The following is a 12,832-nucleotide window of genomic DNA, read 5'->3' as shown; positions in this document are numbered from 1 at the left end:
TTGCTGTCCGGCCGGTCCGCTCTCGATGTCGACGCGGACCGGCCGGGGTGGTTCAGCCGAAACGGAGCCGGTGCTCGGCGTTCGCGTCCCACTCGTTGAGGCCGGGTACGCCGAACGCGGGCGCCAGCACGTAGTGGTCGTAGGTTTCGGCCATCCGGTCGCGCAACAGCTGGTGGTGGTGGCGCAGCAGCTGCGTCTGGGCCGGATCGTCGACAAGGTTGGTCAGCTCGTACGGGTCGTTCTCCAGGTCGAAGAACTGCCAGGGCTTCCCGCCGTCCGCACCGCCGAGCACGGTGTACTTGTAGCGCCCGGTGCGGATGCCGCGCCAGGTCTGCTCGTGGAACGGAATGTTGGGCCGCATCTCGGCCACGAACTCCAGCAGCACGCCCTCGCGGTCCAGCGCGTCGGTGCCGCCGCGGGCGATCGGCGCGAGATCCAGCCCCGGCTTCGGATCTCGCGGGGTGATGCCGGCGAGGCCGAGCAGCGTCGGGAACAGGTCCTCGGTACCGACCGGGTCGGCGATCACCCGGCCGCCGGCACCGAGGTTGCCGACGATCAGCGGGATGCCGATCGACTCCTCCCACGGTCGCTGTTTGGCGAGCAGGCCGTGGCAGCCGAGCAGTTCGCCGTGGTCTGCGGTCAGCGCGATGACCGTGTTCTCCAGTGTCCCCGCAGCGCGCAGGCTCTCGACGAGCCGGCCCACGTTGTCGTCCAGGTTCTCGATCGCCGCGTAGTAGGAGCGCAGGTCGTCCAGCAGGTCCCGGTTTCCGTCACCCCGGGCGCGGATCTTGTAGTCCTTGTCCAGCTCGACGTTGTCCCGCAGGGTCAGCTCGCGGCCCCGCCACCGGTCCAGGTACTCCTGCGGTGCGGTGAACATCGGGTGCGGCGGTTCGACCGACAGCACCATGGCGTACGGCTTGTCGCGTGCCGCGGTCGCGTAGTCCGACGCCATCGAGAACAGCGCGTCGGTCTGGTAGCCCTCGATCTTGTGCATCGTGGGCTCGTCGTTGGTGGAGTACCAGGTGTCGTACGGGTCGTTGCAGATGTCGAAGCCGGTGAAGGTGCCGAACCGGCCCTGGAACGGCCGCGGCACCGGGGTGCGGGACGCCTTCACCACGGTGTGCCCCGGGTAGTGCCCGAAGTTGCCGTACAGGTGCCACTTGCCGAACAGCGCGGTGTCGTAGCCGTGCTCGTTGAACTCGTCGGCCAGGGTGCGTTCGGCCGGCGACATCCGCCACTCGATCGCCGGGATGAACCGGGTGTGCGCGTACTCGCCGGTCATCAGCGAGAACCGGTACGGCACGCACACCGGGTAGGTCGAGCAGGCCGCGTCGAACCGGGCACCGGAGTCGGCGAGCGCGTCGATGTGCGGGGTGGCGACGTTCGGGTCGCCGTAGCAGCCGAGCGCCTGCCGCCGCAGCTGGTCGGCGATGATCAGGATGACGTTGGGACGGTCGGCCGCGGGGACCGGTGCAGTGCTCACTTCAGACCACCAGAGGTCAGGCCGGCGACGAACCGTCGCTGCAGCACGAGGAACAGGATCAGGATCGGTACCAACATGAACAGCGCCGCCGCGCTGGACAGCCCCCAGTTCGTCGAGTTCTCGTCCTGGAAGGCCATGAAGCTGGTGGAGATGGGCCGCTTGGCCGGGTCGTGGATGAACGTGATCGCCCAGAAGAACTCGTTCCACGCCCACAGCCCGACCACCAGCGCGACGGTCATCAGGCCGGGCCAGGCCAGCGGCAGCATCACCCGGCGGGCGATCTGCACCTCCGACGCGCCGTCCAGCCGGCCCGCCTCGACGTACTCCTTGGGCACCTTGAGCAGGAACGAGCGCAGCAGCAGCGTCGCGAACGGCGCGTCGGTCGCCCAGTAGATGACGATCAGCCCGAACAGGTTGTCGGTCAGCCCCAGGTCGGTCCACAGCGAGAACAGCGGCACCACGAACAGCTGCACCGGCATCGAGGAGGCCAGGAACAGGTAGGTGATGACGCCACCGCGGCCGGGCAGGTCCAGGTGCGACAGCGCGTACGCGGCGAGGCCGGCGATCACGCAGGTACCGGCGGCCGAGCCGACCACCAGGATGGCGCTGTTGCGCATCGTGGCACCGAAATCGCCCTGCTGCCAGGCGATGCTGAAGTTGCTCCAGCTCAGCGACGTCGGCGGGGCCAGCGGGCTGGCGCCGATCTGCGCGTTGGACTTGAACGCGTTGAACACCATCAGCACCGCCGGCCCGATCGCGAACAGGGCGAGCACGGTCAGCACCAGGTACGCCGGGAAGTGCAGGTTGCGGCGGCGACGGCGCCGCGGCGCGGTGCCGGGCCGCAGCGCCGAACCGCGTCGTTCGATGACGGTGCTGCTCATTCTTCCCACCCCTTGCGCCGCAGGAACTGGTACACGGCCAGCACAAGGCCCACGATCACGGTCATGGACAGGCCCAGCGCGGCGGCGTAGCCGGCCGAGTACTGGTTGAAGGCCTGGTCGTACATCAGCGTCGACACCACGTCGGACGAGTTGGCCGGACCGCCGTGGGTCATGATGAAGATGTAGTCGAACGCCTTGAGCGACCAGATGATCGTCATCAGCACCACGAAGATCATCGTGGGCCGGATGCCGGGCAGGGTCACCGACAGGAACTGGCGCCAACGGCCCGCGCCGTCCAGCCGCGCCGCCTCGTACAGCTGGACGTCGACGCCCTGCATCGCGGCGAAGAAGATCACCGCGAGGAACCCCCACCAGTGCCAGTCGACCACGAAGTTCACCGCGTACAGCGAGGTCTTCGGGTCGCCGAGCCATGCCTGGTCGATGCCCAGCGTGTGCCCGATCCCGCTGTCCGGGGACAGCAGCATCTTCCAGATCGCCGCGTTGATCACGCTGGCCGTCACGTACGGGATGAAGAACAGCGTGCGGTACAGCATCCGGAACCGCGTCACCTGGTTGATCAGGTGCGCGCCGAGCAGCCCCAGCGCCATCGGTACGAACAGGAACAGCACGAACCAGATCGCGTTGTGCAGCAACGCTTCGCGCACCGCCGGGTCGGTGACCGCCCGGACGTAGTTGGCCCCACCGACGAACTTCGCCGGCCCGATGCCGGACCAGTCGGTGAACGAGTACCAGACGGTGGCGAGCGAGGGCCCGAGCACCACGATGACGTTGAGGACCAGCAGCGGAGCGAGGAACGCCCAGCCGATCAGCCCACGTCGCAGCCGCAGCCGCCGCGCACCGGAGCGCGGCGGAGCGGCCAGCGCGGTACCGCCGGGCGCCGGGGCGGCGGTCACTTCGCCGCCCCGCGCGGCATCAGCTTCGGGATGGTGCCCTGCTGCCGCTCCTGGTCGAACAGGGTCGCCAGCTGCTTGCAGTACGCGGCCGGGGTCATCTTGTTCGTCAGCACCTTCTCCAGGCCCTGGAAGACGAACGTGTCTGACTTCGGCGGCCACCAGGTCCAGGTCACGTACCCGTAGTTGCCGGTGTCGATCGCGGTGTTGAGCGAGGTGAGCACCCGCTTGGCGCGCGGGTCGATGCGGGACGGGATGTCGCTGTCGGAGAACGTGATCGGGATGTTGTAGGTGGCCGGCACGTCCGCCATCCGGCCCAGCGCCGCGGACTTGTCGCCGTAGTACCAGTCGAGGAAGTTCGCCGCGGCGTCCTGGTTCTTGCTGGCCTGGTTGATGGCGAACGACCCGCCGATCCCGATCGGGAACGTGTTCGGCTGCACCGACGAGGACAGCGGCGGCACCGGCATCCAGTCCCAGTCGTTGTCGTTGCCGGCCTTCGAGCCGAAGAACTGCCCGACGTTGCTCATGTACCACTCGCCCTGCGGGACGGTGGCCACCTTGCCCTTGCCGAAGTTCGCGCCGACCTCGGCCGCCGGTACCGAGAAGTACTTGGCGACGCTGCCGCCGATCCAGCCCTTGTCGAAGTACGACTTGAGCAGCGTCACCGCATCGACGAACACCGGGTCGGAGAACTTCGCCTTGCCGGTCAGCGCCTGGTACACCGCCTCCGGGCCGGAGACGTTGTTCCAGAACACCGTCATCAGCCACTCGCTCGCCGCGGCCCAGTCGGTGTTGGACGAGCCGAACGGGACGATGCCGTGCCCGGCGGCCTCCTTGGCGAACTCCTCCAGCTCGGAGCGGTTCTGCGGCTTGCTCCAGCCCTTCTGCTCGAACAGCGTCTTGTTGTAGTACAGCAGCATCGTGTCCACCCGCATCGGCAGCGCGTAGAGCTTGCCGTCCACGGTGAACGCGTTGATCGCCCACTCGGCGAGCTTCCCGTTCCAGCCCCACTTCTTCGCGTACGGGGTGAGGTCGGCGAGCACGTGCGCCTTGCTCCACGCCATCGTCTGGGTGGCGGCGGGGCCGCGCACGATGTCCGGGCCGGATCGGGACTGCAGCGCGGTCTGCACCAGTCGGCGCAGGTCCTGGCCCTTGTAGTAGGTGGTCTTCATGGTGATCTTCGGGTACGCCTTCTCGAAGCCGCCCTGCACCTTGTCGGTGAAGTACTGCTGGTTGGCGTCGCCGGTGATGTCGATCCACAGCTTGACGGTGCCGGTACCGTTGCCGGCCGATCCGCCGCCGCCACCGCCGCACGCGGTGAGCAGGCTCGGCACGGCGGCGCCGGCACCGAGCAGGCCGACGCTGGACAGCAGACGACGACGGCTCAGGGATGGTCCAGTCATGGGGTGTCCTCGGGGAGCGTGACGCCGGGCTGCGAGGCCGGATCGGCGCCGGTGGTTGGGGAGAACTGTGTGACGTCGACGACCTGGGTCGCGGTGCGGCCCTCGGTGACGGTCAGTGCGACGCCGCCGCTGTCGAACGCGTCGTCGCGCTCGTCGAACAGCGACCGACCGTCGACGCCGGCGCGGATGCGATCGCCGTCGACGGTGAGGAACAGGTGGTAGGTCCGGCCGTAGGACCAGTCGTAGCGCTGCCGGGCGAGCACGGTCGGCTCGCCGTTCGGCACCCCGCGCACCAGCCGGACGTGCTCGCCGGCCAGTTCGACCGCGTAGTACCGGCCGAGGCCCTGAACCCGGGCGGCCAGGCCGGCCGCGGCGGCCAGGTGCGGGGTCACGTCCGCGGTCACGGTGTAGTCGCGCCAGTCCCGGGTGCCGGTGATCAGCATGCCCCGGCCGCGGTTCTGCACGATCCGGAACGGTTCGGGCCAGCGGTCGTCGAACCGGTCGACGGCCGGGACCCAGGCCCGGCGCCACATCGCGCCGCCGTCGGCCGGCCGGGTCAGCCGGACCGCCGGCGCACCCTCCCAGGTCAGGTCGCGCAGCGTGGCCGGGCCGGCGGTACGGATGCCGACCGCCACGACGGGTTGCCCGTCGAGGTCGGGCACGGTCCAGATCAGTTCGGTGTCGCGGCCGGCCGGGCCCTCGAGGGTGCGTGGCTCGTCGCTGCCGGTGTACACCCGCAGCACGAGTTGCGCCGCACCCTCGACGGTGGCCCGGATGGTCTGGCCCGGGTACAGCGTGGGGCTCGCGACCAGCGCGTAGATCGGCATCCGCTGCGCCTCGGGCGGGATGAACGTCGGCGTGACGACCGTTGCGGCGCCGTCGATCGCCAGCCGCCCGCCGGGGTTGGTGACGGTGGCGGCGCCGTCGACCACCTCGAACCCCTGGACCGAGCCGGGCAGGGTGAAGTGGAACCGCTGCGCCGGTACGGGTGCCGGCGGCGCACCGTAGCGGGCGCGGCCGATCCCGGCCAGTACCAGCGCCTCCCTGGCCGCGTCGGTGACGCAGGAGCCGCCGTCGGCGGCGGGCAGGTAGATCCGGTCCGCGAGCGGGCCGCGCCAGTCCTGCCGGGACAGGCCGGCGAGGCCGCCGAACACGCCGCAGATCGCGCCCACGTTGCCCGCGTTGGAGTCGGTGTCCCAGCCGGAGGTGCACACCACGGTCATCGCCTCGTCGAAGGCGCCGCCGCTGTGTGCGAGCGCCGCGATCACGATCGCGTGGTTGGGCACCACATGGCAGTTCCCGCCGTAGATGTGGTAGCCGTACCTGTCGTCGATGCGCTGCCGGGTGGCCTTCCAGTCCCCGTCCGCGGCCCAGGCCCGCACGTCCCGGTGGATCTCCGCGATCAGGCTGTCCGCCGGGATCAGCGTCACCACCTCGTCCAGCAGCCGGCCCATGTCGTCGGCGGTGAACGCGCCGGCGACCAGCGCGGCCACCACCCGGGCGGCGTGGATCGCCGCGCCGTCGTGGCTGACCCGGGCGGCGCGTTCGGCGAGATCGGCGGCGCCGGCCGGGTCACCCGGGCAGGTCAGCGCGAAGCCCTCGACGAAGATCTGGGCGCCGACCTGCTCGGCGACGACGGTGCCGTTGCGGGCGATCGAACCGCTCTCCGGCGGCGCGATACCGGCCCGCATCCGCAGGTAGGCGGTGTGCTCGGTGGAGTTGCCCAGACCGCCCCACCACAGGATGGAGGTGTCCGGGACGATGTAGTTCAGCCAGGCGTCGCCGACGTCCACCGACGTGGGGTCGACGCCGGCGTCGCGCAGCGCGCGCGGGAACACCAGCGTGCCGCTGATGTCGTCGTCGGTGACGACCAGCAGGTGGTGCTTGAGCGCGACGTCGGCCCGATCGTTGACGTAGTAGGTGATGTCGCCGAGTTCCGCCTGGATCCGGTCGTACCGCCAGCCCTCGTACGGGCGGCCCAGGTAGACGGCGATCACCTTGCCGAGCACGCCGGCGTAGACGCGCTCGGTGTAGTCCGCTGGCACGGTAGGAGACATCAGAACGCCACCCCCGCCCGCAGGACGATGTTGGAGAACGGCGTGTCCTCCCCGGTCCGGACCACCGCGGCGGCGCCGGCGGTGTGCGCCTTCAGCTCCTCGTGCGAGGTCCAGGTGACGGCGATGTCGCCGAGTTGCCCGATGATCTCGTCGATCAGCTTCGCGTCGGTCAGCTCGGTGGCGAGCGTGGCGTGCTCGACCACCAGCTCGGCGAGGATCGGCCGCAGCACGGTCAGCAGCCCCGGCTCGCCGCGGGCCACGGCCAGGTCGACGACCTCCACACCCCGCGGTACCGGCAGGCCGGCGTCCGCGACCACCAGCAGGTCACCGTGGCCGAGGCCGGCGGCCAGCGCCGCGAGCCGCGGATGCCACAATCCCGATCGGCGCATCAGGCACCCTCTCCCATCCGTGCGTCCAGCTGGTCCCGGCCGTACAGCGCGGCCTGCGCGCCGCGCCCCTCGGTCGCCGCGGCGCCGGCCGCGCAGCCGGCCCGTACCGCCCGCGGCAGGCTCCGACCGTCGGCCAGCGCCGCAGCGAGGACGCCGCAGAACGCGTCGCCGGCGCCGGTCGTGTCGAGCACCGCGGCCGGCAGCGCCGCCTGGTGCCAGGCCTCGTCACCGGCGCAGGCGACCGCGCCGTCGCCGCCCAGCGTGATCACCACCGCCGCCGGCCCGAGCGCGCGCAGCGCAGCGGCGACCGGTAGCCAACCGGCGGTCTCCCCCGGCGGCCCGGTCCCGGCCAGCGCGGTCGCCTCGGTCTCGTTGACCACCAACACATCCACGCCGGCCAGCAATTCGGCCAGGCCGCCGCTGGCCGGCGGCGGTGGCGCCGCGTTGAGCACCACCCTGGCGCCGGCGGCGCGCGCCGCCGTGGCCGCCGCGGCGGCGGTCGCCAGCGGTACCTCCAGCTGCAGCAGCACCACGTCACCGGCGCCGAGGTGCGCCGGCAGATCGGCCACCGCACCCGCCGTCAGCGCCGAGTTGGCGCCCGGCGCGACGACGATGGTGTTCTCCGCGTCGGCGGCGACCGTCACCAGCGCAAGCCCGGTCGGCTCCGAGCCGGTCTCGATCAGCCGGTCGAGCCCGACACCCTGCTCGGCGAGCGCGCTACGCAGCAGCCGACCGAACGAGTCGGCGCCGACCGCGGCGTACAGCTCGGTGTCGATCCCCCATCGGCTCGCCGCGACCGCCTGGTTGGCGCCCTTGCCGCCGGGCAGCAGCGCGGTGCCGGTCGCCAGCAACGTCTGCCCCGGCGCCGGCAGCGTGGGTACCTGGGTGGTGACGTCCACGTTCGCGCTGCCGACCACGACGACCCGACTCATGCCGGTACCCCCGCGTCGTCGCCCGGGTTCGGCGCGTCGGTGTGCAGCCCCGCTTCGTCGCCCGGGGCCGGCGCGTCGCCGTCCGCACCGGACTCGTCGCCGACGACCGGATCGGGGCAGCCGCAGGAGCCACGCGCTACCAGGTCGACCGGCAGCACCGAACTCGCGGTGTCCGCGTCCGGGTCGTCCAGGCGGTCCAGCAGCCGGCGTACCGCGGTCTGGCCCAGCTCGTCGAACGGCTGCGCCATCGTGGTCAGCGCCGGCGAGGTGTACGCGGCGGCGGCGATCCCGTCGAACGAGGCGACGGCCACGTCGTCGGGGCACCGGATGCCGAGGTCCTGCATCGCCCGCAGCACCCCGATCGCCTGCTGGTCGCTGGCCACGAACACCGCGTCGAACCGGCCGTCGGCGAGCATCTCCCGCGCGGCTCGGTACCCGGCCCGGCGGCCGAAGGAGCCGTGCCACACCGACATCTCGCTGGGGCGTACCCCGGCCTCGGCCAGCGCGTCGCGCCAGCCGGTGACCCGGGCGTTCGCCGGTACCACGTCTTCCGGGCCGGCGATGCAGCCGATGCGGCGCCGGCCGTGCGCGAGCAGGTGCTCGGTGGCGGTACGGGCGCCGCCGCGGTGGTCGGCCATCACGGCCGCGGCGTACCGGCCCGGGGTCTGCCGGTCGAGCGTCACCCAGGCGACGCCGGACTGCTGCAGTTCGGGCAGGCAGCTGGTCGGTCCGTGCGCGGGCACCAGGAACAGGCCGTCGACGCGGCGGGCGAGGAAGGTCCGCACGTACGCCGTCTGCCGGGCGTCGTCCTCGGCGGCGTTCCCGATCAGCAGCGTGTAGTTCTCGGCGAACGCCGCCTCCTCGATGGCGCGGGCCAGCTGGGCGAAGAACGGGTTCGAGGTGTCCGGTACCAGCAGCCCGAAGGTCATGGTCCGGTTGAGCCGCAGCGACCGGGCGATGCCGTTGGGCCGGTAGCCGAGTTGCTCGATCGCGGCGAGCACCCGGGCCTTGGTCTCCGGCGCGACACCGCGCGGTCCTCCGTTGAGCACGTAGCTCACGACCGCCGGCGAGGTACCCGCCAGCTTCGCCACATCTGCCCGGCGTACGGCCACCGAACCTCCTAGCAACGCGTGTTGCTGCATCAGTTGCCGAAGATGGTGTGACGAGGCGGTTAACAGAAGCAACACGTGTTGATTCGTCGTGGCCGAATCGTGACCTGGCACACCGTGGTCCGCACTGCCGCGCTGACCGTGCGTGGCCGGCGCCGCCGGACCGCCGGACCGCCGGACCGCCGGACCGCACGACCGCACGACCGCACGACCGCACGACCGCACGATCGGAAAGTCGGAGACGGAGGGCCAGCACGGGGTCGGAAGGCGAGCGGGGCGGGAGGTCCAGCGCGGGGCCGGAGGCCAGGAGTGCCTGGCCGCAGAGTCGGTGACCGGAAGGTCGATGGCGGGGGCGCCCGCCGGGCAGGCGGGGCCCCGCACCCTCCGGACAGCCGGGCAGGCGAGGCCCCGCCTTCTCGGGGCAGCCGCTCAGGCGGTGCCGGCCAGCTCGGCGCCCACGAGGCAGCCGGTCAGGCGGTGCCGGCCAGCTCGGCGTCCTCGGCCGCGCCGGTACCCGGAGTCGCGGTGGGCCAGCACAGTTCGCTCAGCGGCTTGCGCTCCCGGCGCGCGGTGACGGTGCCGTGCGCGGGTGCGCCGTCGTCGGCGTGCCCGATCGCCGTCATGGACGTCGCCTCCCAGTGCGGCGGAACGGCGAACTCGGCCTCGACAGCCGCCCGGTCGAAGGCGCGGAACTGGTGGGCCTGCAGACCCAGCGCCACCGCCTGCACGGTCATGTGCGCCACCGCCTGCCCCAGGTCGTAGTGGGCGAACTCGGAGTACTCGAAGTCGGTGCCGGCGACGAATCGCTGGGCCAGATTCACCACGAGCAGCCCCGCCTCCGGCGCCCACGCGGACGAGCTCCGGGCGAGGTGCGGCGCCAGGCGGCGATGGGTCCGGTCGCCGCGGCGCGCGACGAGGAACGCCCACGGCTGGGAGTTGCCCGCCGACGGCGCGCGCCGGGCGGCCTCCAGCAGCACCTGCAGTTCGTGCTCGGTCACGTCGCGGTCGACCCGGAACCGCATCGGACTGTGCCGCTCGGCGAGCAGGCGGTGGAGGGCTGGCATGGGCTGCATGGCCGTGCCAACCCGCGCCGAGCGGTCCGCATTCCCGCCTCGCCGACCGCGCCACCGACGGCGCGGCGAGTCTCGGCAGTGGGCCACCCTGGGTGGCGGCGGACTGCGGCGACCGCAACCGAACGGTTGCGATGCCACCACCGACCGTACGGGTCAGCCGAACGTGTGGACTTCGATCACACCCATGCCCCCGGGTTGGCCACTCGCGCCGGTGGCCAGGTAGGTTTCTGGACAGCGCGGCGGTCATCCGCTGGGGGGCGTAGGACCGGTCGCGCAGTGGGGGGAGTCGTCGAGCGGTATCGGGGGGTTCTGCTCGACCCGAGACTTCCACGGGCCCCGCCGGTGTCGACCGGCGGGGCCTCTTCACGTCTGGCGCCGATCCGCGCGTCGCACACATCCGCCACGCCGACACCGGTGGATGAGCGGACCGGCCCCCGGGAGACGAGCGGGCACTCACCGACTCGGCCGGCAGCGGGCCGACGCCGGCCGGTCCGCACGACTGCTGCTAGGCGAACACGACTGCTGCTAGGCTAACCGGATCAGTGTTCCTGCTAACCTCATCGGAACGCGGTTCCGGATCGAAGCCGAGGAGCGGGCGTGGCCGCAGCGCAGGAGACCGGGAAGCCGGCCCGAGCCCGGCGCGCCGACGCGGTGCGCAACGAGCAGTCGCTGCTGACCGCAGCAGCCGAGGTATTCGTCGCGGCCGGCGTCGACGCGCCGATCCGCCAGATAGCGGCCAGGGCCGGGGTCGGGCTGGGCACCATCTACCGCCACTTCCCCACCCGCGCCGATCTCGTCGTCGCCGTGTTCCGGCAGCAGGTCGAGGAGTGCGCCGAGGCCGGTCCGCGGCTGCTCGCCGCCGCCGACTCCCCCTTCACCGCGCTGCGCGAATGGCTCGACAGGTTCGTCGACTTCCTCGTCACCAAGCACGGCCTGGCCGCGTCGGCGCAACCCGACAGCAGCGGGTTCGCCGCGCTGCACGACTACTTCGTCGACCGGCTGGTGCCGGTCTGCCGGCAGCTGCTCGACGCCTGCGCCGGGGCCGGTGAGATCGACACCGACCTGACGCCGTACGAGCTGCTGCGCGGCATCGGCAACCTGTGCATCGCCGCGGACGAGCGGTACCAGCCCGGCCGCCTGATCGACCTGCTGCTGCGCGGCCTGCGCGCACCGTCCGCGAACTGACCGGCAGCGGGGCCGGCAGCGCGCCGGCATACCGGCCGGGTACGTGCGATCTTGTGGTAGCCGGCATGTGCGGGCCACGTGTTCGTCACCCTCCCGTAGGCCGGCATCGGATGTACTGGGCAGCGCCTGCCACCGGCCCGATCGTCGGCCAGCGCCGCCCACCGGCGGCTGCCGGCGCGGCGGGCGACAACGAACATCCAGCGGCCGCGGGAAAGGGCACGCCGTGACCCACATCGCGATCATCTCGGCGAGCGTCGGCGCCGGGCACGACGGCGCCGCGGCCGAGCTGGGTCGCCGGCTGACCGCAGCCGGGTACCGGGTCGACACGCACGACCTCGTCGAGTTGCTGCCGAAGCCGTTCGGGTCGCTGCTGTCCCGCGGGTACCAGCGGCAGTTGCAGAGCGCGCCGTGGTTGTGGCATGCGACCGCCAGCACGTTCGACCGTGCCGTACCGGCGGCTGCCGCCGCCCGTGCCACCCGGACCGGTGACCGTCGGATCCTGGACGTGCTGCGCGCCGACACGGCGGCGGTCGTCTCGACCTACCCGCTGGCCAGCCAGATGCTGGGGCGGCTGCGCCGGTCCGGCCAGCTCGCCGCCCCGGTGGTGACGTACCTGACCGACCCGTACGTGCACCGGACGTGGATCGCCGACGGCGTCGACGCGACGCTCGCCGTGCACGCCGCCACCGCGACCCAGGCGCGGCGGCTCGGCGCCCGGAACGTACGGGTGGTGGCGCCCGCGGTGGCCCCCGGGTTCCGGCCCGCCGCCGGCGCCGACGAGGTCCGGCTCGCCCGGCGCGCCTTCCGGCTGCCGCCCACCGGCCCGCTGGCGTTGATCGTCGCCGGTTCGCTCGGCCTCGGCCGGCCGGAGCGCACCGCGACCGACGTGCTGGGTACCGGGCTGGCCACCCCCGTCGTGGCCTGCGGCCGGTACCACCCGCTGCGCCGGCGGCTGGCCGCGTTGCCCGGCCCGGTACCGCTGGGCTGGGTCGACGACATGCCCACCCTGATGCGCGCGGTCGACGTGGTCATCCACAACGCCGGCGGCCTCACCAGCCTGGAGGCGCTCGCCGCCGGGCTGCCGACCCTCACCTACCGGCCGTTGGCCGGCCACGGCCGAGCCAATGCCGCCACTCTCGAACAGGCCGGCATCATCCCCTGGGTACGCGACGTCGAGCAGCTGGACGACGCCCTGCGCGCCGCGCTGGGCCGGCCGGATCGCCGGAGCGCCCACCGGGCCGCGCCCGATCCGGTGGCCGCCATCGTCGGCCTGATCGACCGGCCGTCGGCGACCCGCGAGCACGTACCGGCCCGGTGGCCAGGGCCGCGGCCGCGGGGCGCCGGTACCCGGCTGGCACGCCGGCCACCGACCCGCAGCCACCGCTGACCCGCTCGTTCACCGGAGAGGA

The 12,832-nt window shown here is 72.4% G+C and carries 11 protein-coding genes; 2 read left to right on the top strand and 9 right to left on the bottom strand.

Translation table 11 applies throughout. The features are described from left to right. Nucleotides 1-52: 52 nt before the first annotated feature. From Athai_RS08450 to Athai_RS08410, 9 genes are all read right to left on the bottom strand, one after another. Nucleotides 53-1,483: a sulfatase family protein gene (locus Athai_RS08450; protein WP_203960970.1), complete on the bottom strand. Its 1,431-nt coding sequence runs from the start codon at nt 1,481-1,483 to the stop codon at nt 53-55. Then, nucleotides 1,480-2,364: a carbohydrate ABC transporter permease gene (locus tag Athai_RS08445; RefSeq protein WP_203960969.1), complete on the bottom strand. Its 885-nt coding sequence runs from the start codon at nt 2,362-2,364 to the stop codon at nt 1,480-1,482. Before Athai_RS08445 ends, Athai_RS08450 begins: the two co-directional genes overlap by 4 nt. After that, nucleotides 2,361-3,278 (bottom strand): carbohydrate ABC transporter permease, encoded by a 918-nt coding sequence (locus tag Athai_RS08440; RefSeq protein WP_203960968.1) that lies wholly within the window; start codon nt 3,276-3,278, stop codon nt 2,361-2,363. The genes Athai_RS08445 and Athai_RS08440 overlap by 4 nt, the downstream gene beginning before the upstream one ends. Further along, nucleotides 3,275-4,678, bottom strand: coding sequence for an ABC transporter substrate-binding protein (locus Athai_RS08435; RefSeq protein ID WP_203960967.1), 1,404 nt, complete (start codon nt 4,676-4,678; stop codon nt 3,275-3,277). Before Athai_RS08435 ends, Athai_RS08440 begins: the two co-directional genes overlap by 4 nt. Next, on the bottom strand, nt 4,675-6,735 hold the full coding sequence (locus Athai_RS08430) for an ADP-ribosylglycohydrolase family protein (RefSeq protein ID WP_203960966.1): 2,061 nt from the start codon (nt 6,733-6,735) through the stop codon (nt 4,675-4,677). Before Athai_RS08430 ends, Athai_RS08435 begins: the two co-directional genes overlap by 4 nt. Continuing rightward, nucleotides 6,735-7,124, bottom strand: coding sequence for a D-ribose pyranase (gene rbsD, locus Athai_RS08425; protein ID WP_203960965.1), 390 nt, complete (start codon nt 7,122-7,124; stop codon nt 6,735-6,737). Before rbsD ends, Athai_RS08430 begins: the two co-directional genes overlap by 1 nt. Beyond that, nucleotides 7,124-8,056, bottom strand: coding sequence for a ribokinase (locus Athai_RS08420; RefSeq protein WP_203960964.1), 933 nt, complete (start codon nt 8,054-8,056; stop codon nt 7,124-7,126). The genes rbsD and Athai_RS08420 overlap by 1 nt, the downstream gene beginning before the upstream one ends. Further along, nucleotides 8,053-9,168, bottom strand: a complete 1,116-nt coding sequence (locus Athai_RS08415; RefSeq protein WP_203960963.1) for a LacI family DNA-binding transcriptional regulator — start codon at nt 9,166-9,168, stop codon at nt 8,053-8,055. The genes Athai_RS08420 and Athai_RS08415 overlap by 4 nt, the downstream gene beginning before the upstream one ends. 467 nt (nt 9,169-9,635) lie before the next feature. Then, nucleotides 9,636-10,229: a nitroreductase family protein gene (locus Athai_RS08410; protein ID WP_239156812.1), complete on the bottom strand. Its 594-nt coding sequence runs from the start codon at nt 10,227-10,229 to the stop codon at nt 9,636-9,638. 606 nt (nt 10,230-10,835) lie between these two features. On the opposite strand from Athai_RS08410, the gene Athai_RS08405 reads away from it, so the two are divergent. Next, nucleotides 10,836-11,423: a TetR/AcrR family transcriptional regulator gene (locus Athai_RS08405; protein ID WP_203960961.1), complete on the top strand. Its 588-nt coding sequence runs from the start codon at nt 10,836-10,838 to the stop codon at nt 11,421-11,423. Between the two features lie 223 nt (nt 11,424-11,646). Continuing rightward, nucleotides 11,647-12,810 carry an MGDG synthase family glycosyltransferase gene (locus tag Athai_RS08400; RefSeq protein WP_203960960.1) on the top strand — a complete coding sequence of 388 codons (1,164 nt, stop codon included), beginning with the start codon at nt 11,647-11,649 and terminating at the stop codon, nt 12,808-12,810. Nucleotides 12,811-12,832: the final 22 nt, after the last annotated feature.

The organism is Actinocatenispora thailandica (assembly GCF_016865425.1).
Taxonomy (GTDB): Bacteria; Actinomycetota; Actinomycetes; order Mycobacteriales; family Micromonosporaceae; genus Actinocatenispora; species Actinocatenispora thailandica.
The sequence above is the reverse complement of the archived record's forward strand: the minus strand, read 5'-3'. Positions and strand labels throughout refer to the sequence as shown.